Source organism: Streptomyces sp. NPDC093795, from assembly GCF_044764665.1.
Classification (GTDB): Bacteria; Actinomycetota; Actinomycetes; order Streptomycetales; family Streptomycetaceae; genus Streptomyces.
Map to the genome: position 1 here is coordinate 489524 of NZ_JBIWIO010000004.1, position 18038 is coordinate 507561.

An 18038-nucleotide genomic window follows, 5' to 3' on the forward strand; every position below is an offset into this window, starting at 1 on the left:
GCGCCCGACACGCAGGGGTCCTTGCGCCGTCGTGGCGGCCCGGCCGGTGTCTGATGGCTGACGTGTTGGATACTCGGCAGTTCCGGCCCTCTACGGAGGCGGCTCTGATGTCGCTGGCCGTGACGGTTTGCTACTACGCGGCCGGACGACTCGGCCTGATGGGCCGCCTCGTCGTCGAAGGCGTGGTGTTCACCCCCATCTGGCCGCCCACCGGCGTCGCCGTCGCCGCCCTGCTGCTGCTCGGCGCGCGGGTCTGGCCCGGGATCGCCCTCGGCTCCTTCCTCGTCATCGCCTCGCTCACCGCTCCGGGGCCCACCACAGTGGTCACCGTGGTGAGCAACACCGTCGCGCCGCTCTGCGCCTTCCTGCTGCTGAGACGGGCGGGCTTCCGGCGCGACATGGCGCGGCTGCGGGACGGACTCTCCCTGGTCTTCCTCGGCGGGTTCGGCGCCATGCTGATCAGTGCGACCGCGGGGGTCGGGCTGCAGGTGGTGAAGGGCTCCCTGGACAAGAGCGAGTTCTGGCCCGTCTGGCTGGCCTGGTGGGTGGGCGACACGATGGGGGTGCTGCTCGTCGCCCCGCTCCTGCTCGTCCTCGCGGGGCCGGCCGGACGGTTCCGGGTACGGCGCTGGAAGGAGGCGGCCTTTCTGGGGCTGACGACCCTGGTCCTCATGCCCATGGCCGTGCTCAGCCCGATGAGCATGCTCTTCCTCGTCTTCCCCCTGCTGATCTGGGCAGCGCTCCGCTTCCAGCTCGCCGGAAGCATGCTGTGCGCGCTCTTCGCCTCCGTGCTCACCACCTTCGAGGCGACCTCCGGGCGGGGCGCGTTCCTCCACCTGACGGACGTCGAGATCATGGCCAAGCTCCAGGCCTTCAACGGTTCCGCCGCCCTGACCGCCCTGCTTCTCGCCTCCGTCATCACCGAGCAGCATGCGACCCGCCGGTCGGTACGCCGCGCCTGCCAGGAACTGGCGGAGGTCCTGGAGCACCTCGCGGCGGGCGAGCCCTCACCGGGTCCACACGGCACCCCCGAGAGCCGGGCAGCCCCACCCGGCGGCCACCGGGATCCGTGACACCCGCGCCGGAGCCGTCAGGTGGTGGTGTGGCGGTCGGAGACGAGACCGGCGATGGCCCGGTAGATGTCGGACAGAACTTCGCGCCGGTGGGTCCAGCGAGTCAGCTGTTTCCAGCATGTGTGGTCGGCGAGCGCCTGCTCGACGGTGATGCACCCGGCAGCGGGCCGACCAGCGCCTGGCCGCGAGAATCCGCGAGGTCCATACGGAGTCCGGCGGCGCTTACGGCTCCCCGCGGGTCACCGCCGAGTTCAAGGACACCGGCCTGCACGTCAACGAGAAGCGCGCCCTCACCGCCACCCGGAACACCTGAACAGCCACGTCGGACCAGCCTGGGGGCCACAGCCTGCTCGGCCGTGGCCCCACCCGCCCCGAGACCTCGTCGGCCGACCCGCCGACGACCGGCCACACACGGGGGGGCCGGGACCCCGCGCCCGGAGTAGCCGCGACCTGTGACGTGAAGTCAGTCCTCGGCCTGGCTCCTGCCCCGGACAGCCCCCCGGCCCCGCGCCGAGGCCACGTGTCCAGCAGCTGCGACTACGGCCTCGATGAGCGGTTCCGTGCGGTTTTCCCTCAGCCAGGCGAGGCCCGCCGTCGACGGGGGCAGATCCGTGACCTCGACGTAGCGGATGCCGGGGCGTGGGAAGAGGTCGCGCGCGGCGGCCGGCAGGAAACACATGCCCTTGCCCTGGGCCACGAGGTGCAGAAGGCCCTCCAGATCCGAGGCGACGGGTCCGTAGCGGACCGGGGTGCCGTCGGGTCGCGGGTCGACGGCCCAGAAGTCCCACCAGAGCCGTGGCACCTGCGGCGGAACGTCGATCACCGGGTGGCGCGCCAGCTCGGCGAGGGTGATCCGGTCGCGGTCCGCGAGCGGGTCGCTCGCAGAGAGACAGGCCAACCGCGGTTCCGTGGCCAGGTGTTGCACCTCGACGCCGGGCGGGACCGGTGGACGGAGGAAGGCAACGTCGATGTCATGGCGGAACAGTGCGTCGAAGTGGTCGGCGAAGTGGAGGCTGCGCACGTCGACCTGGACCAACGGGTGCCGTTCGTGGAGCAGACGCAGCACGGCATGCGTATAGGGCATCGCCGCTTCCGCGCCGATGGTGCCGACGACGAGCCGTCCGGAGAGCCTGCGCGCCTGGGTCGAAGCGCTGCGGCTCAGTCGGTCCATGGCCGCCACCACGCTGCGCGCGTCCGCCAACAGCACCCGGCCCTGCGGGGTAAGCGTCACGGCCCGGCTCGAACGGTCGAACAGCCGCACCCCGAGGCGTCTTTCCAGGTCTCTGATCTGCTGGCTCAGCGCCGACTGCGTGATGAACAGCCGGGCGGCGGCGCGCGAGAAGTGGAGTTCCTCCGCGAGGACGACGAACAGCCGGAGTTGATGGGCGCTCGGCGTCCGCGGGTCGGGGCCCGTCGGCGCGGCGCCACCAGCGGCCGTTTCGCCAGTAACCATGATGAATCCCTTATCGATCCTCTTTCATGTCGCATGGCCACAAGCGATGACATGAACAGAGTGCGAGTGGAAGGCTCGGCTCTCAAGCGACGCCCCGCGACAACTCCATGGTTCCGCAGGGCTGTCCGACCATTGCTTTCTCGACAACGGGGGCCGAAACATGTCTGTGAGACGAGCGGTGGCGATGCTCGCCGCCCTCCTGGCCGTGCTGTTCAGCGCCGGCGCCGTTCAGGCGTCGTCGCCGCAGGCCGGCACGACCACCGGCGCGGTGCGGAGCGCGCCGCCTGCTGCCGAGGCCGCGCCCCTCGCGGCCCAGGCGTCGTGCACCGCCCGCAACGTCAGCCACTACGACGCGTACACGGGCCGCACCTGGACGCGTGACTGGGTGTGCGGCAATCGTGCCGGAGCCCCGCTGCGCGGGTGCGGCAGCTTCATCCCCGCGTGCCCGGTGATCGGCTGGATCGACACCTCGACGAGCTGGTTCGTGTGCTGGGCCAGCGGCCCCGCGCACAGCGGCGGCAACAACATCTGGTACTACACCATGGGTGACCGCATCGCTCCCGGTCAGGAGGGCAATCACGGGTGGGGCTTCATCCCCGCCGTCGACGTGTGGACGTCGATAGATCCCTGGCCCGGCATGACGGAGTGCAACATCCCGTAGGCCGCCGGGAGTCGTCCGCCCGGCCCGCTCCGGTGGAGCCCCTCGCGTCCCGCCAGGGGCTCCGCGCCGGGGTCCCGCCGCCCTCCCGTCCGCCGCCCCTCTCCGAGACCGGGCAGCGCGCCCTCACACCGAGCGAGGACCCCTCACGTCATGCTCCGCATCGCCAGGCACTCCCGCACCACCGCTCGCCGTACACCTCGGCGCCTGCTCGCCGCGACCGCGGCCTTCCTCTCCCTCTCCTTCACCGGCGCGGCGCTCCCGCACTCCGTCGCGGCCGCGACGGAACCGACGGGTGACACCGTGTCGGCCACGCCCGCGAGCCCCCAGGTGCCCGCGGGGGTCACGGCAGGCGTGGCCGTGTTCGACCGGCAGACCGGGACGTTCACCGAACAGCTCGCCCCGGCCGCCACGTTCCGGTCCGCGTCGGTCGTCAAGCTCCTGCTCGCCCTCGACTTCCTGTGGAACCGCAGCCCCGACACCATCCCGGCCGCCGACCGCACGCGGCTGGACGTCATGCTCCGCAGCAGTCAGGACGCCGCCGCCAATTACTACTGGTCGGCCTACGGCGGGCCGGCGATCGTCGAGCGCATGGTCACGCGGCTCGGGCTCGCCGACACCGCTCCCCCACCGGCAGGCTACGAGGGGTACTGGGGCTACACGGCCATGTCGGCCCGCGACACCGTGAAGACCTACCGGCACATCCTGGAGTCCGCTCCCGCGCCGGTTCGTGACTTCATCATGGAGCGTCTGCGCCGGTCGACCCGGTGCGCCTCGGACTCCTTCGACCAGCATTTCGGCATCGCCGCCGCGTTCGACCGCCCGTGGGCCGTGAAACAGGGCTGGTCGGGGAAGTACGCGAAGGGGAACTGCGGCTCCGTAAGCGCCACTGCGGCTGGTGGCGTCGACGCCTCGGCCCCCGCGTCCGCCGGTGCGGGGGACGCCGGCGTCGACCTGAGCCGACCGGCGCTGCACACGACCGGCACCGTCGGAGCCGGTGACCGTTCGATCGTGGCCGTCCTCACACTGCACCAGGACGGCACGTCGTACGGAAAGGCGTACACCGACCTCGGCCGGCTGACCCGTTCCCTGAACGTTCCCGGCGGCACCGCGCCGAAGGGGAAGTGGTACGGGACGTGGGGTCAGGACGTCGCCGTCCGGTCGGAACCGGCCGTCGGGGACAACCTGCTGACCCGGCTCCCGGCCGGCGTGGAGGTGCTGGTGGGCTGCCAGAAGAAGGGGCAGCTCGTCTCCGTCCCGCCGTACACGAACGACTGGTGGGCGTATCTGCCGCAGTACGGGGGCTACGTCACCAACATCTACATCAGCCATCCGGACGACCAGTTGCCGGACGTACCGCTGTGCACGAGTCAGAAGTGAGCCCGGGGATTCCCGGAGAAGGAGTGACGATGTCGCGTACCTGGCGTTCCACCCTCGGTGTGGTCGGTGCCCTCCTGTGGGTGCTGGTGTCCGCCTTCGCGGCGGGCCCGGCCCATGCGGCGGCCTCGGACGGGCCTCGCGAGGGCGGCGGCCACACCATGGTCATGCCGCCGGCGCCCCGGGGCGAGGGGCCGTCCTCGCGTGCCGTGGCGGCCGTATCACCGACGGTCTCGCCCTGGGCGGACTACGTGCACACGACGTCGGGCAGCCCCGTCACGTGCGCGTCGGGGAATCTCTGCACCGGGGTCTGGGACCCGGTGGTGGGCAAGTACAAGGTCTTCTTCCTCTACCGCTGCCACCAGTACTCCCTGTCCCACTGGAACGGCGTGGGCCAGGTGGTGAACAACCAGGTCGGCGCCGCCGCGTTCTTCTACGGCCAGAACGGCCAGGTGCTGGACGTCGTCCTGCCGGAGCCCACGCCCTTCACGTACGACTGGACGCCCGTGTGGTCCATCCGGAACTGCTGAGCGGCGCGCGTCGACACCGTCCGGGAACCGGGCGGCTCCGCCCGGTGGTCGTGGTCGCCTTCGGCGGCCTCGGTCACCGGGCGGCCTGCGTGACCACCCGGGACGGACCGGCCCAGGCCGACGGCGGGGCGGTCCGGCTCCGGGGCGCGCACGGCGTGCATGGAGGAGTTCGAACGGAAGGGGCGGGGCGATCCCGCCTTCCTCCGCTCCCGCCTCGCCCGGCGGACCGACGCCGACAACGGCACGCGAGGCGTCTACGCCTTGATCACCGAGGACACGAAGGTGCGGCCCGCCCAAGGGCGCCGAAGCGGTCGGCGGCGGCCCGCTGCCGGTGTGGGCGAGCCCCACCGAGGCGGTGGCCCAGCTCCCGGCCGGGCGCCCGACACGCCTCGGCTCGACCGCTCCGTACACCGCAGGGCCGAGGGCCGGTCGGTGGAGGCACCCATCTGGACCGGACCCGGCGCCGTCACTCGAGGGAGGCGTATGGCGACGTCCTCACCTTCGGGATGTTCGGACCGGGAGAGCGCGATGCGGGGGACATCCACCGCCTCCTTCGGAAGCCGCACTCGGCACTGGGCGCCGCTCGTGATCGGGTGGCGGAACGCCATGCCGCCGCCTACCGCGGTGGGAAGGCCCAGGAAGACTGCTCCTGATCGGGGCGGCGGCACTCCTCGACTCCGACTTTCGACGCCGTCGGCCCGGGCGGTTCCGGCTCCCCTGGCAGGAGACCTGGGAAGAGCTCTGCGAGGAAGCCCTGGACGCACAGGAGGGGAAGGACTCCCTCTCGGGCACGGCACGTTACAACTACCGGTCCGGCTTCGACCGGTGGTGCGAGAGGTGGCTCCATACCCTGATGCGTCTCACTCCTGCCGAGCAGAACGACCACGCCTCTCCGGTAGCGGCACGATGGGCGCGTGCATACGACGCCCTGGAGCGGGCGATCAAGCGCGATCTGGTGAAACAACTCGTGCGCTGGGCTCGTCACACGATCCTTCCAGCCGTCCGCCGCAGTTACATCCGGTGTATGGCATGAGTCACAACTGGCGCGCTTCCGATCGGGGTCGCCGCCGACGATTCTGAGGGACGACAGAACTCACCTCGGCGTCCAGATCCATGACGGCCGTGACGGGCCGTGACGGCCCGCGCAGTGAAACGGAGAACGTTCGTGATTGTCGGAGTCCTCAAGGAAGCGCGGGCGGGTGAGAGTCGCGTCGCGGCCACGCCGGCCACGATCGAACGGATCCGCACACTGGGATACGACGTGGTGGTCGACCCGGGCGCGGGGGTCGCGGCCGGGTTCACCGACAGCGCCTACGAGGCCGCCGGCGCGACCGTCGGTGACGCGGTGGCGGCGGACGTGGTGCTCGGGGTCAACGCCCCGACCCCGGCGCAGCTGGACCGGGTCCGGCCGGAGGCGACGGTGATCGCTCTGTTCGCGCCGGCCTTCGACCCGGCGATGGTCGAGGACCTCGGCCGGCGTCCGTTCACGGCGCTTTCGATGGACGCCGTGCCGCGCATCAGCCGGGCCCAGTCGATGGACGTGCTGTCGTCGATGGCGAACATCGCCGGCTACCGGGCCGTCATCGAGGCCGCGCACGAGTTCGGGCGCTTCTTCACCGGCCAGGTGACCGCGGCCGGCAAGGTGCCCCCGGCGAAGGTGCTCGTCGCGGGCGCCGGCGTCGCCGGTCTGGCGGCGATCGGCGCGTCCGGCTCGCTCGGCGCGATCGTACGGGCGACCGACCCGCGGCCGGAGGTGGCCGACCAGGTCCGCTCCCTGGGCGGCGAGTACCTGTCGATCGAGTCCCCGGAGGTCGAGGTCTCCAAGACGGGCTACGCCAAGGAGATGGGGGAGGACTACAAGGCGCGCGAGGTCGAGCTGTACGCCGCGCAGTGCCGCGAGGTGGACATCGTCATCACCACCGCGCTGATCCCGGGCCGTCCCGCGCCGACGCTGATCACCGCGGAGATGGTGGCGAGCATGAGGCCGGGGTCGGTGATCGTCGACATGGCGGCCGCCAACGGCGGCAACGTCGAGGGCACCGTGAAGGGTGAGAAGACCGTCACGGAGAACGGTGTGACGATCATCGGCTACACCGACCTCGCGGGCCGGCTGGCGGCCCAGGCCTCGCAGCTGTACGGCACGAACCTGGTGAACCTGCTGAAGCTGATGACGCCCGGCAAGGACGGGACGCTGGTCCTGGACTGGGACGACCCGGTGCAGCGCTCGATCACCGTCGTACGCGCCGGTGAGTCGGCGTGGCCTCCCCCGCCGGTCCAGGTCTCCGCGGCCCCGGCCCCCGCGCCCGCGGCGGCCGCGACGGCGCAGGCGAAGCCGAAGAAGGCCCCGGCGACGGCGAAGCAGAGGTTCGGCGGCGTGGCCCTCGGCGCGCTGGCACTGTTCCTCGCCGCCGCTTTCGCCCCGGCGGCGCTGCTGCCCCACGTGACGGTCTTCGTGCTCGCGATCGTGATCGGCTACTACGTGATCGGACACGTGCACCACGCGCTGCACACGCCGCTGATGTCGGTGACGAACGCGATCTCCGGGATCATCGTCGTCGGCGCACTCCTCCAGATCGGCCACACGAGCACGGCGGTCACGGTGCTGTCGTCCGTGGCGATCCTTCTGGCCAGTATCAACGTCTTCGGCGGCTTCGCGGTGACGCGTCGCATGCTCGCCATGTTCAATCGGAGCTGACATGTCTGCGACCATCGCCGCCCAGGCGGCCTACCTCGTTGCCGCGCTGCTGTTCATCCTCGCGCTGGCAGGACTCTCCAAGCACGAAACGGCGCGGCTCGGCAACGCCTTCGGCATGCTCGGCATGGGCGTCGCGCTCGTCGCGACCATCGTGCTCGCGTGGGACGGCGACATCAGCACCGCCGGCCTCGGTCTGATGGCCGTCGCGATGCTGATCGGAGCGCTGATCGGTCTGCAGCGGGCCCGCGGCGTCGAGATGACCGGCATGCCCGAACTCATCGCGCTGCTGCACTCCTTCGTCGGTCTGGCCGCCGTCCTCGTCAGCTGGAACGGCTTCCTGAACGTCGAGTACGACCCGGACGGCCACGAGGCGAAGGGCCTGGACGCGCTCGGCACACTGGGCATCCACCACGCCGAGGTGTTCATCGGCCTGTTCATCGGCGCGGTCACCTTCACCGGCTCGGTCGTGGCCTACCTGAAGCTCGCCGCGAAGATGGACTCCAAGCCGCTCGTGCTGCCGGGCAAGAACGCCCTGAACCTCGGCTCGCTGGTCCTGTTCCTCGCCCTGACCGTGTGGTTCGTCATCACGCCGGAGCTGTGGCTGCTCATCGCCGTGACGGTTCTGGCCCTCGCCCTCGGCTGGCACCTGGTGGCGTCGATCGGCGGCGGCGACATGCCGGTCGTCGTCTCGATGCTCAACAGCTACTCCGGCTGGGCGGCCGCGGCCTCGGGCTTCCTGCTCGGCAACGATCTGCTGATCATCACCGGCGCGCTCGTCGGCTCCTCGGGTGCCTACCTCAGCTACATCATGTGCAAGGCGATGAACCGCTCGTTCCTCTCCGTGATCGCCGGCGGCTTCGGCATCGAAGCGCCGTCGGGATCGGACGTCGACTACGGCGAGCACCAGGAGACCACCGCCCAGAGCGCCGCCGAACTCCTGAGCTCGGCCCGCTCGGTGATCATCACTCCCGGATACGGGATGGCCGTCGCCCAGGCCCAGTACCCGGTCGCGGAACTCACCTCGAAGCTGCGCGCCAAGGGCGTCGACGTACGGTTCGGCATCCACCCCGTCGCCGGCCGCCTGCCCGGTCACATGAACGTCCTGCTGGCCGAGGCGAAGGTGCCGTACGACATCGTCCTGGAGATGGACGAGATCAACGACGACTTCGCCACGACCGACGTCGTCCTCGTGATCGGCGCCAACGACACGGTCAACCCGGCCGGAGCGGAGGACCCCGCCAGCCCGCTCGCCGGCATGCCGGTGCTCACCGTCTGGAACGCCGGCAAGGTCATCGTCTTCAAGCGCTCGATGGCCTCCGGATACGCCGGCGTGCAGAACCCGCTGTTCTTCCGTGAGAACACCGCGATGCTCTTCGGCGACGCGAAGACCCGGGTCGAGGACATCGTCGGCGCCCTTTGAGAAAGGCCGCTCGCGGACCCGGCCGCCCGGACGGGCGGGCGACCGGGTCCTTGGATACGTTCCGAGCCCGTGATCACGGCCTGCATCGAATTGAAGGTGCCGTACCTCGACTTCGACGACGACGTCGAGAGCACCCAGCACGCCCTCGGCCTCGCCGACAAGGCCCAGGAAGCGGGCATTCCGCTCTGCATCGGCTGCGGCGCCTCGCCGGGCATGAGCAACGTCCTGGCCGTCGACGCCGCGAACGAACTCGACACCGTCGAGGACATCGAGATGTTCTGGACGGTCGGCGACGAGCGGCCGGCGTCGGTCGGGCGGTGCTCCAGCACCTCATGCACATCGCCGCCGGCGAGTGTCTGACGTGGGAGAACGGCGGACCGGTCGTCCACGAGTCGAACGTCGAGACCGGTTCGGCGCCGATGGACGGCGGTCTGGGCGAGACCCTGCTGTACGAGACGGCCCACCCGGAGCCCGTCACCATGGCCCGCCGTATCCCGAGGCGCAGCGGATCCGCTGCCTCGGCGGCATGGACCCGGCCCCCGTCAACGGGCTCGTCAAGGGCCTCGGACAGGCCATCGAGTCGGGGTGGCGCCGCCGGCACCCAGTGCGGAGCACGTCGCGCCCGCGGGGCCCGCACTCCGTCATCGCTCAAGTCCCGTCATCGGCGGCGGCATCGGTGGCCTGGCCGCTGCCCTCGCGGTCGCCCGGGTCGGCCACCGGGTGAGGCTGGTGGAGCGTGCCGTCCGCTTCGGCGAGATCGGGGCTGGTCTGCAGCTGGCTCCGAACGCCTCGACGGCCCTGGAAGAGCTCGGCGTCCTCGACGCCGTGCGGCGCTCCGCCGTCGACCTGCGCGGCGACGCCTGCCGCAGCCGCTTCGAGCACCCGTACTCGAGCGGATCGGTCGGCTCGAGGTGGGTGCGGACGGCTCCCGGGCCACTCCCTACGACTCCCGGCCGGGGCGCCGCCGTAGCTGAGTGCTTCCGAGGCGTTCGATGATCGTGACGTTGGCCTGGCCGCCGCCCTCGCACATGGTCTGGAGCCCGAAGCGGCCGCCGGTACGCTCCAGTTCGTTCAGGAGTGTGGTCATCAGCCGGGTGCCGGTGGCGCCGATCGGATGGCCCAGGGCGATGGCCCCGCCGTTGACGTTGACCTTGGCCGGGTCCACGTCGATCTCCTTCGCCCAGGCGAGGACCACGGAGGCGAAGGCCTCGTTCATCTCGAACAGGTCGATGTCGTCGAGGGTCAGGCCGGACTTGCGCAGTGCATGGCGGGTTGCCTCGATCGGCCCGGTCAGCATCCACACCGGGTCGTCGGCGCGCACCGAGAGGTGGTGGATCCGGGCGCGCGGGGTCAGGCCGTGGTCGCGTACGGCCTGCGCGGAGGCGATCAGCATCGCCGAGGCCGCGTCGGAGTTCTGGGCGGCGAGCGCGGCGGTGATCCGGCCGCCTTCGGTGAGGGGCTTGAGCGCGGCCATCTTCTCCGGTGACGTGTCGCGGCGCGGGCACTCGTCGGTGTCGACGTCCCCGTACGGCGTGATCTCGTTCTTGAACCGTCCGGCGTCGATCGCGGCGGCGGCCCGCAGGTGGCTGCGGTAGGCGTACTCCTCCATCTCCTCGCGGGTGAGCCGCCACTTCTCTGCGATCATCTCGGCGGCTCGGAACTGCGACACCTCCTGCGTGCCGTACCGCCGGATCCAGCCCGGCGACTCGGCGAACGGCGTGCTGAATCCGTACGCCTGGCCCACGGTCATCGCGGCCGATATCGGGATCGCCGACATGTTCTGCACCCCGCCGGCGACGATGAGTTCTGCGGTGCCCGACATGACGCCCTGGGCCGCGAAGTGCACCGCCTGCTGGCTGGATCCGCACTGCCGGTCGATGGACACACCGGGCACGTGGTCGGGCAGTCCGGCGACGAGCCACGCGGTGCGCGCGATGTCTCCGGCCTGCGAGCCGATCGTGTCGCAGCAGCCCAGGATGACGTCGTCGACGGCGCCGGGGTCGAGGTCCGTACGGCGGATCAGGGCGCCGACGGCGTGCGCCGCGAGGTCCGCAGAGTGCACGGCGGACAGGGAACCGCCGCGCCGCCCGACCGGGGTGCGTACGGCGTCGACGATGTAGGCCTCGGCCATGCCGGTCCTCTTCTTCCTGGTCGTCCGGTGGTCACTGAGCTGCACTGCTCACGGGTGCCTGCTGCTCACCGACACCACCTCGCCGGTCATGTACGAGGAGTAGTCGGCGGCCAGGAAGACCATCACGTTGGCCACCTCCCAGGGTTCGGCGGCCCGGCCGAAGGCTTCCTGGTTCTTGAGTCCGTCGAGGAACTCCTCGGTGGTCACCTTGGCGAGGAAGGGGTGCATGGCCAGGCTCGGGGCCACCGCGTTGACACGGATCCCGTGCGGGGCGAGGTCCATCGCTGCGCAGCGGGTCAGCGCCATCACTCCGGCCTTGGCCGCCGCGTAGTGCGCCTGGCCCTCCTGCGCGCGCCAGCCGACCACCGAGGCGTTGTTCACGATGACGCCCTCGCGGCCGGCGGCGACCATTCTGTTCCCGGCGGCGCGGACACAGCGGAAGGTGCCGGTGAGGGTGATGTCGAGGACCCGGGACCATTCCTCGTCCGTCAGCTCCAGGACCGAGCGGGTGCCGCCGAGGCCGGCGTTGTTGATCATCACGTCGACGCCGCCGAACGGTTCGGCCGCGTCGAGGAGCGCCCCCACCTGTTCCTCCTTCGTCACGTCGCAGACCACCGACGCCACCCGCTCCGGCCCGAACTCCTTGGCGAGGGTCTCGTGGGCCTCGGCGAGGCGCCGCTCGTGTACGTCGCCGAGGACCACGGCGCGCGCCTGCTCCTCCAGGCAGCGCCGCACCACCGCGGCGCCGATGCCGGCTCCCGCCGCGGCGGTCACCACCACGGTCCGGTCCTTCAGCAGTCCGTGTCCGGGCACATAGGCCGGCGGCCGCGCCGCCCTGGCGTTCGGGTTCACGGCTTGGGCTCCTTCGGCAGGCCGAGTACGCGCTCGGCGATGATGTTGCGCTGGATCTCGTCCGAGCCGCCGTAGATCGTGTCGGCCCGGCTGAACAGGAACAGGCGCTGGAAGTCGTCGAGGTCGTACGGTGCTCCGGCGGCCACCAGGGAGGAGGCGCCTGCCACCTCCATCGCCAGCTCGCCCAGTGAGCGGTGCCACGTCCCCCGGAGGAGCTTGGCGATGGATGCCCGCGGCCCCTGGGTGCCCGCACCGTCGAGCATGCGGAGGGCGTTGAGCCGGATCACCTCAAGACCCATGTGCGCCCGGGTGATGCGGTCCTGGATCTCGGGGTCCTCGATGGCGCCGTTGCGGCGGGCGAGGGCGACCACCGCCTCCAGTTCCCGGGCGAAGCCGATCTGCTGCCCGAGCGTGGAGACGCCGCGCTCGAAGCCGAGGGTGGCCATGGCGACCTTCCAGCCGTCCCCGGGTGCGCCGACGACCAGGTCTGCGTCGGTCCTGGCTCCGTCGAAGTACACCTCGTTGAACTCCGAGGTGCCGGTGAGCTGGGTGATGGGCCGCACCTCGACTCCCTCCTGCCGCATGGGGACCAGGAGGTAGGACAGCCCGGCGTGCCGCGCCGAGCCCGGTTCGGTGCGGGCGAGGACGAAGCACCAGTCGGCCAGGTGTGCCAGCGAGGTCCACACCTTCTGCCCGTCGATCACCCACCGGCCGTCCTCCGCCGGGCGCGCCCTGGTGGACACGGCGGCGAGGTCGGAGCCGGCGCCCGGCTCCGAGTAGCCCTGGCACCAGAGTTCCTCGACCGCGCGGATCCTGGGCAGGAACCGGGCCTTCTGTTCCGGGGTGCCGAAGGCGATCAGGGTGGGGCCGAGGAGTTCCTCGCCGAGGTGGTTGACCCGGGCGGGGCCGCCGGCCCGTGCGTACTCCTCGTGGAAGATCACCTGCCGGGCGAGGCCGAGTCCGCGGCCTCCGTGCTCCTCGGGCCAGCCGACGCACGTCCAGCCGTGGGCGGCCAGATGCCGGTCCCAGGCGAGGCGTTCGTCGTACGCCTCGTGTTCACGGCCGGCCCCTCCCAGGCCCCGGAGGGCGGCGAAGTCGCCGTGGAGGTGCGTCTCCAGCCAGTCCCGCACCTCCCGGCGGAACACCTCGTCCTTCGTCGATCGCATCTGATCCACGGTCACCTCTCGAAGGATCCGCCGGCAGTCCGGTGCTGGTCGGGAGACGGGGCATGGCCTAGAGTAACCCACCAAGCACTTGTTTGGGTACGGTGTGTGTCGGACCGTGACGTGATCGCGAAGGAGCTGGCATGTCCCCTGTCGAGATGGACGAGGAGTCCGTCGTCACGTACGAAGTACGCGGCTCCGTCGCGGTCGTGACACTGAACCGGCCCCGGTACCGCAACGCGCAGAACTCGAAGATGACGTACGCGCTTGACGCCGCGTTCAGTCGCGCGGTCGACGACGACGACGTGAAGGTCATCGTCCTGGCCGGCAACGGCGAGCACTTCAGCGGCGGTCACGACATCGGTACGCCCGGCCGTGACATCGACCAGACCTTCGAGCGCAAGGCCGTCATCTGGTGGGACCACACCGACAAGCAGGGCGTCGACGCGCGCATCGCCCGCGAGTCCGAGGTGTACCTGGGCATGTGCCGGCGCTGGCGGGAGATCCCGAAGCCGGTCATCGCGATGGTGCAGGGCGCGTGCATCGCGGGCGGTCTCATGCTCGCCTGGTGCTGTGACTTCATCGTCGCCGCCGAGGACGCGTTCTTCGCCGACCCCGTCGTACGCATGGGCATCCCGGGCGTCGAGTACTTCGCCCACCCGTGGGTGATGAATCCGCGCGCGGCGAAGGAGTTCCTGTACACCGGGGACCGTTTCGACGCGGAGCGCGCGCTGCGGCTCGGGATGGTCAACCACGTCGTGCCGCGCGAGGACCTGGAGTCGGCGACCTTCGCGCTGGCGGAGCGGATCAGCGCGATGCCCCGCTTCGGCCTCGCGCTCACCAAGAAGGCGGTCAACCAGGCCGAGGACCTGCAGGGCATGCGCTCGGGCATGGACTCGGTCTTCGGCCTGCACCACGCCGCCCACTCCCACAACGCGGAGGTCGGCGCCGACTCCCTGGCCGGGATGGACGCCCGCGCCATGCGCGACGCCGCCGCGAAGGCCTGAGGCCCGGTCCGCCGGGGGAAGGAGATCCGATGACGTTCACGGCTCGACCGAGCGAGGAGCAGCACGAACTCTCCTCGACCGTACGGAACCTCCTCGCGCGGCGCAGCGACAGCGCCGCGGTCCGCGCGGCGGCCGAGTCGGAGCTCGGGTACGACCCGGAGCTGTGGCGGACCGTGTGCGAGCAGGTCGGCGCGGCGGCCCTGGCCATTCCCGAGGAGTACGGCGGCGCGGGCTTCACACTCGTCGAAACCCATGTCGTCCTGGAGGAGTTGGGGGCGGCGCTGACCCCGAGTCCGCTGCTCGGATCGGGTGTGCTGGCCGCGCAGGCGCTGCTCCTCTCGGGCGACGAGGCCGCCTGCCGCCGTCTGCTTCCGGGCCTGGCGGAGGGCACGCGCACGGCGGCCGTGTGCTGGGCGGGCGAGGACGGCCGCTGGCACACCGACCGCGCGGCGGTACGCGCCGACGCCGACGACACCGACGCCGACGCCCTCGACGCCGCGGGCGGGACCGAGGCCGGCTGGGCCCTGTCCGGTACGGCCACCCTGGTCCTCGACGGCGTCGGCGCGGACACGCTCCTGGCCGTCGCGACCCACGGGACAGGGCAGGTCGGCCTGTTCGAGGTGGACCCGGCCCACGCTGGCGTCCACCGCGCCGCCACCCCCGCCATGGACACCACGCTGCGCTTCGCCCGAGTGGAGTTCGCGGGCGCACGGGCCGTTCCCGTCACGCTCGACGCGAGCGCGCTGCTCCCCGCCCTTCACGACATCGCCGCCGTCGCCGTGACGGCGCTCCAGGTCGGCGCGGCCCGGCGCGGCCTGGACATGACCGTCGCGTACGCGGGGCAGCGCGAGCAGTTCGGGCGTCCGATCGGCTCGTTCCAGGCGCTGAAGCACCGCATGGCCGACATGCTGGTCGCCGTGGAGACGGCCCGCTCGGCGTCCTGGGCGGCGGCCCACTCGGCGGCCCACCGCACACCCCGACTCCCCCACGACGCCGCTCTGGCGAAGGCCTGGTGCTCCGAGGCGCTCCACCTCGTCGCCTCGGAGACCGTCCAGTTGCACGGCGGCATCGCGATCACCTGGGAGCACGACGCCCAGATGGTGTTCAAGCGCGCCCACGCCACGTCCCAGTTGTTCGGCCAGCCCCATGAACACCGGCGCCGGCTCTTCCGCCTGCTGGAACAGGCGGCCGACGGCCACCCGGCCTCCTGACGGCGCCCGACCGAACCACTCGTGAGAGGAAGACCGTATGGGCGACAAGTCGATGCGCGTGGAGGACTTCGCCGCGACGATCGAATCCGGCATGACGATCGGGATCGGCGGCTGGGGCTCGCGGCGCAAGCCGATGGCCCTCGTGCGCGCGCTGCTGCGCAGCGACGTCACGGATCTGACCGTCGTCTCGTTCGGCGGCCCGGACGTCGGGCTGCTGTGCGCCGCGGGGAAGGTCCGCAAGCTCGTCTACGGATTCGTGTCGCTCGACAGCATCGCGCTCGACCCGCACTTCCGCGCCGTGCGGGAGCGCGGCGGCGTGGAGACCGCGGAGTACGACGAGGGCATGTTCGTGACGGGGCTGCGGGCGGCGGCCCAGCGACTGGCCTTCCTGCCGACGCGCGCCGGGCTCGGCTCCGACGTCCTCACCATGAACCCGGACCTGGTGACGATTCCCTCCCCGTACAGCGACGAGGAGTACGTCGCCATGAAGGCGCTGCGGCTCGATGTCGCTCTGGTGCACGTGAACCGTGCCGACGCCGCCGGCAACGCCCAGTACCTGGGCCCCGACCCGTACTTCGACGACCTGTACGCGATGGCCGCCGACCGCTGCTACGTCAGCTGCGAGCGGATCGTGCCCACCGAGGACCTGCTCGGCGGAGGGCCGGCCCAGTCACTGCTGATCAGCCGGCTCTTCGTCGACGGCGTCATCGAGACCCCGCGCGGCGCCCACTTCACGTCCTGCGCTCCGGACTACGGCCGGGACGAGGCGTTCCAGCGGTACTACGCGTCCACGGCCGCGGACGCCGACGCGTGGGAGCTCTTCCGCAAGCAGTACCTGGCGGGTGGCGAGGACGAGTACCTGGCGGCCGTGGACCGGTTCCACGCGTCGCGCGACGGCGAGCGGGAGGGAAAGTGACCATGGAGATCACCAGGGCCGAAGTGTGTGCGGCGGCCTGCGCCGACGTCTGGCGCGACGCCGGCGAGGTACTCGCGCACGCGGTGGGCACGATTCCCGCGATCGGGGCCAGGCTCGCCCGGCTGACGACGAGCCCGGACCTCGTCCTCTCCGACGGGGAGGCGTACTTCGTCAGCGAGCCGCCGCCGCTGGGGCGGAGCGCCGCCGACGGGGGAAGCGCCGTGGTGGAGAGCTGGGTGCCGTACCGGCGGGTGTTCGACATCGTCGGGAGCGGCCGCCGCCAGAGCATGATGGGCGCCAGCCAGATCGACCGGTACGGCAACCAGAACATCTCGCTCATCGGCGACTGGCGCCGCCCCGCGCGGCAGCTCATCGGCGTCCGCGGCGCGCCGGGCAACACGGCCAACCACCGCACCGACTACTGGGTGGCCCGGCACTCCCCGAAGGTCTTCGTCGAGAAGGTCGACGTGGTGTGCGGGGTGGGTAACGACCGGGCCCGCGCCCAGCGCGGCCAGGCACTGCGCTTCCACCACCTGGGCGTGGTCGTCACCAACCTGGCCGTACTGGACTACGGGCAGGACGGCCGGCTCCGCATCCGCTCGACGCACCCCGGCGTCACCGTCGACGAGGTCCGGCAGAGCACCGGCTTCGACCTCGACGCGACCGGAGCGACGGAGACCCGGCTGCCGAGCGAGGAGGAGCTGCGCCTCGTCCGCGAGGTCATCGACCCGCACGGCACCCGTGACCGGGAGGTACCCGCCTGAGAACCGGCACCTGAGCAGCCGGTCCCGATCACCCGCCGACCGGGGCCGCTACGTGGCGAGCAGACCGGTGTGCAGCACCCTGAGGTACTGCGCCGCCAGGGTCTCGGGGCGGTACTTTCCGCCGGGCCGGTACCAGCGCACCGCCGACCAGACGGTGTCGCGGATGAACAGGTAGTTCAGCTTCACGTCGATGTCGTCCGGGAAGACGCCGGACTTCTGCCCGGCGGTGAGGGCGCCCAGCCAGATCCGCTCGATCTTCTTGCTGAACTCGTCGACGTACTCGAAGCCGGGCAGTCCGCTCAGCGACCCCGACTCGTTCTGGTACAGGGCGACGGCTTCGGGCCTCTCGTGGATCGTGGTGAAGGAGTGCTGGATGAGGCCGTCGAGGACCTCCCTGGGCCCCTCCCCCTCCTTCTCGATCTCCTGGAACCGTTCGAAGAGGCTGCCGAGGAAGTCCCGCAGGATCTCGTCGAGCATCTCCTCCTTGGAGCGGAAGTGGTGGTACAGGCTGCCGGAGAGGATGCCCGCCTCGTCGGCGATGTCCCGGACGGTGGTCGCGGCGAATCCGTGCGAGGCGAACTGGCCCGCGGCGATCCTGAGCAGCTCGGCACGTCGGCCCGAGGCGGCGTTCCCACGCGCTCGGGGTGTGCGGACCTCTGCCCGGCCGAGCCGTCGTGTCGCCATGTCGTCCGTCCCTTCGGGTGGGGCCGGCGCCCCTCACAAGCAAGTGCTTGATCGATCTTGCCACAGCGCACGGCCGGCGGCGTCAAGGGCCGGCTCCCCGCGCC

Annotated in this window: 18 protein-coding genes; 13 read left to right on the plus strand and 5 right to left on the minus strand. The window is 71.2% G+C overall.

The features are described 5' to 3' along the window. Window positions 1-53 precede the first annotated feature (53 nt). Both ACIRB7_RS14400 and ACIRB7_RS14405 read left to right on the plus strand, forming a co-directional pair. Window positions 54-1073, plus strand: coding sequence for an MASE1 domain-containing protein (locus tag ACIRB7_RS14400; RefSeq protein ID WP_403597267.1), 1020 nt, complete (start codon window positions 54-56; stop codon window positions 1071-1073). 190 nt (window positions 1074-1263) lie between these two features. After that, window positions 1264-1386 carry a transposase gene (locus tag ACIRB7_RS14405; RefSeq protein ID WP_403597709.1) on the plus strand — a complete coding sequence of 41 codons (123 nt, stop codon included), beginning with the start codon at window positions 1264-1266 and terminating at the stop codon, window positions 1384-1386. A gap of 150 nt (window positions 1387-1536) precedes the next feature. Here the strand turns inward: ACIRB7_RS14405 and ACIRB7_RS14410 are convergent, their stop codons facing one another. Next, entirely contained in the window at window positions 1537-2526 is a 990-nt protein-coding gene (locus ACIRB7_RS14410) for a LysR family transcriptional regulator (RefSeq protein WP_403597270.1), read from the minus strand. 160 nt (window positions 2527-2686) lie between these two features. Here ACIRB7_RS14410 and ACIRB7_RS14415 point away from each other — a divergent pair, with 160 nt between their 5' ends. The 7 genes from ACIRB7_RS14415 (at window position 2687) to ACIRB7_RS14445 (ending at window position 10202) form a co-directional block, all read left to right on the plus strand. Continuing rightward, window positions 2687-3187, plus strand: coding sequence for a hypothetical protein (locus tag ACIRB7_RS14415; protein WP_403597273.1), 501 nt, complete (start codon window positions 2687-2689; stop codon window positions 3185-3187). Between the two features lie 150 nt (window positions 3188-3337). Further along, window positions 3338-4564: a hypothetical protein gene (locus ACIRB7_RS14420; protein WP_403597276.1), complete on the plus strand. Its 1227-nt coding sequence runs from the start codon at window positions 3338-3340 to the stop codon at window positions 4562-4564. Window positions 4565-4593: 29 nt separating this feature from the next. Further along, window positions 4594-5091 (plus strand): hypothetical protein, encoded by a 498-nt coding sequence (locus ACIRB7_RS14425; protein ID WP_073813181.1) that lies wholly within the window; start codon window positions 4594-4596, stop codon window positions 5089-5091. Between the two features lie 1165 nt (window positions 5092-6256). Beyond that, window positions 6257-7786 carry a Re/Si-specific NAD(P)(+) transhydrogenase subunit alpha gene (locus tag ACIRB7_RS14430; protein ID WP_403597279.1) on the plus strand — a complete coding sequence of 510 codons (1530 nt, stop codon included), beginning with the start codon at window positions 6257-6259 and terminating at the stop codon, window positions 7784-7786. Window position 7787: 1 nt separating this feature from the next. After that, window positions 7788-9206 carry a Re/Si-specific NAD(P)(+) transhydrogenase subunit beta gene (gene pntB / locus ACIRB7_RS14435; RefSeq protein WP_403597282.1) on the plus strand — a complete coding sequence of 473 codons (1419 nt, stop codon included), beginning with the start codon at window positions 7788-7790 and terminating at the stop codon, window positions 9204-9206. A 69-nt stretch (window positions 9207-9275) separates the two neighbouring features. Next, window positions 9276-9566: a hypothetical protein gene (locus ACIRB7_RS14440; protein ID WP_403597284.1), complete on the plus strand. Its 291-nt coding sequence runs from the start codon at window positions 9276-9278 to the stop codon at window positions 9564-9566. Window positions 9567-9791: 225 nt separating this feature from the next. Then, window positions 9792-10202, plus strand: a complete 411-nt coding sequence (locus ACIRB7_RS14445; RefSeq protein WP_403597287.1) for an FAD-binding protein — start codon at window positions 9792-9794, stop codon at window positions 10200-10202. Here ACIRB7_RS14445 and ACIRB7_RS14450 read toward each other — a convergent pair. The 3 genes from ACIRB7_RS14450 to ACIRB7_RS14460 are packed head-to-tail and all read right to left on the minus strand — an operon-like array spanning window position 10147 to window position 13355. Continuing rightward, a complete protein-coding gene (locus tag ACIRB7_RS14450) occupies window positions 10147-11337 on the minus strand; it encodes an acetyl-CoA C-acetyltransferase (protein WP_403597290.1) in 1191 nt (396 codons plus the stop codon). The two genes, ACIRB7_RS14445 and ACIRB7_RS14450, sit on opposite strands and share 56 nt — an antisense overlap. 48 nt (window positions 11338-11385) lie before the next feature. Continuing rightward, a complete protein-coding gene (locus ACIRB7_RS14455; RefSeq protein ID WP_403597292.1) occupies window positions 11386-12189 on the minus strand; it encodes an SDR family oxidoreductase in 804 nt (267 codons plus the stop codon). Continuing rightward, a complete protein-coding gene (locus tag ACIRB7_RS14460; RefSeq protein WP_403597295.1) occupies window positions 12186-13355 on the minus strand; it encodes an acyl-CoA dehydrogenase family protein in 1170 nt (389 codons plus the stop codon). Before ACIRB7_RS14460 ends, ACIRB7_RS14455 begins: the two co-directional genes overlap by 4 nt. Before the next feature lie 140 nt (window positions 13356-13495). On the opposite strand from ACIRB7_RS14460, the gene ACIRB7_RS14465 reads away from it, so the two are divergent. The 4 genes from ACIRB7_RS14465 to ACIRB7_RS14480 are packed head-to-tail and all read left to right on the plus strand — an operon-like array spanning window position 13496 to window position 17250. Beyond that, window positions 13496-14359, plus strand: a complete 864-nt coding sequence (locus ACIRB7_RS14465; RefSeq protein WP_403597298.1) for an enoyl-CoA hydratase — start codon at window positions 13496-13498, stop codon at window positions 14357-14359. A 29-nt stretch (window positions 14360-14388) separates the two neighbouring features. Then, the gene (locus ACIRB7_RS14470) at window positions 14389-15570 is read left to right on the plus strand and encodes an acyl-CoA dehydrogenase family protein (protein ID WP_403597301.1); all 1182 of its coding nucleotides are present in this window, start codon (window positions 14389-14391) and stop codon (window positions 15568-15570) included. Window positions 15571-15607: 37 nt separating this feature from the next. Continuing rightward, window positions 15608-16486 carry a CoA transferase subunit A gene (locus ACIRB7_RS14475; RefSeq protein ID WP_403597304.1) on the plus strand — a complete coding sequence of 293 codons (879 nt, stop codon included), beginning with the start codon at window positions 15608-15610 and terminating at the stop codon, window positions 16484-16486. 2 nt (window positions 16487-16488) lie between these two features. After that, on the plus strand, window positions 16489-17250 hold the full coding sequence (locus tag ACIRB7_RS14480; protein ID WP_403597307.1) for a CoA-transferase subunit beta: 762 nt from the start codon (window positions 16489-16491) through the stop codon (window positions 17248-17250). Window positions 17251-17298: 48 nt separating this feature from the next. Here the strand turns inward: ACIRB7_RS14480 and ACIRB7_RS14485 are convergent, their stop codons facing one another. Continuing rightward, complete coding sequence (locus ACIRB7_RS14485; RefSeq protein WP_403597310.1) at window positions 17299-17934, minus strand: TetR/AcrR family transcriptional regulator; 636 nt, start codon at window positions 17932-17934, stop codon at window positions 17299-17301. Window positions 17935-18038 lie beyond the last annotated feature (104 nt).

Bases quoted from the DNA above. Each gene is read 5' to 3' on its own strand.
- ACIRB7_RS14400 (WP_403597267.1), top strand. From the start codon at position 54: ATGGCTGACGTGTTGGATACTCGGCAGTTCCGGCCCTCTACGGAGGCG.
- ACIRB7_RS14410 (WP_403597270.1), bottom strand. From the start codon at position 2,526: ATGGTTACTGGCGAAACGGCCGCTGGTGGCGCCGCGCCGACGGGCCCC.
- ACIRB7_RS14415 (WP_403597273.1), top strand. From the start codon at position 2,687: ATGTCTGTGAGACGAGCGGTGGCGATGCTCGCCGCCCTCCTGGCCGTG.
- ACIRB7_RS14420 (WP_403597276.1), top strand. From the start codon at position 3,338: ATGCTCCGCATCGCCAGGCACTCCCGCACCACCGCTCGCCGTACACCT.
- ACIRB7_RS14425 (WP_073813181.1), top strand. From the start codon at position 4,594: ATGTCGCGTACCTGGCGTTCCACCCTCGGTGTGGTCGGTGCCCTCCTG.
- pntB (WP_403597282.1), top strand. From the start codon at position 7,788: ATGTCTGCGACCATCGCCGCCCAGGCGGCCTACCTCGTTGCCGCGCTG.
- ACIRB7_RS14450 (WP_403597290.1), bottom strand. From the start codon at position 11,337: ATGGCCGAGGCCTACATCGTCGACGCCGTACGCACCCCGGTCGGGCGG.
- ACIRB7_RS14460 (WP_403597295.1), bottom strand. From the start codon at position 13,355: ATGCGATCGACGAAGGACGAGGTGTTCCGCCGGGAGGTGCGGGACTGG.
- ACIRB7_RS14465 (WP_403597298.1), top strand. From the start codon at position 13,496: ATGTCCCCTGTCGAGATGGACGAGGAGTCCGTCGTCACGTACGAAGTA.
- ACIRB7_RS14470 (WP_403597301.1), top strand. From the start codon at position 14,389: ATGACGTTCACGGCTCGACCGAGCGAGGAGCAGCACGAACTCTCCTCG.
- ACIRB7_RS14475 (WP_403597304.1), top strand. From the start codon at position 15,608: ATGGGCGACAAGTCGATGCGCGTGGAGGACTTCGCCGCGACGATCGAA.
- ACIRB7_RS14480 (WP_403597307.1), top strand. From the start codon at position 16,489: ATGGAGATCACCAGGGCCGAAGTGTGTGCGGCGGCCTGCGCCGACGTC.
- ACIRB7_RS14485 (WP_403597310.1), bottom strand. From the start codon at position 17,934: ATGGCGACACGACGGCTCGGCCGGGCAGAGGTCCGCACACCCCGAGCG.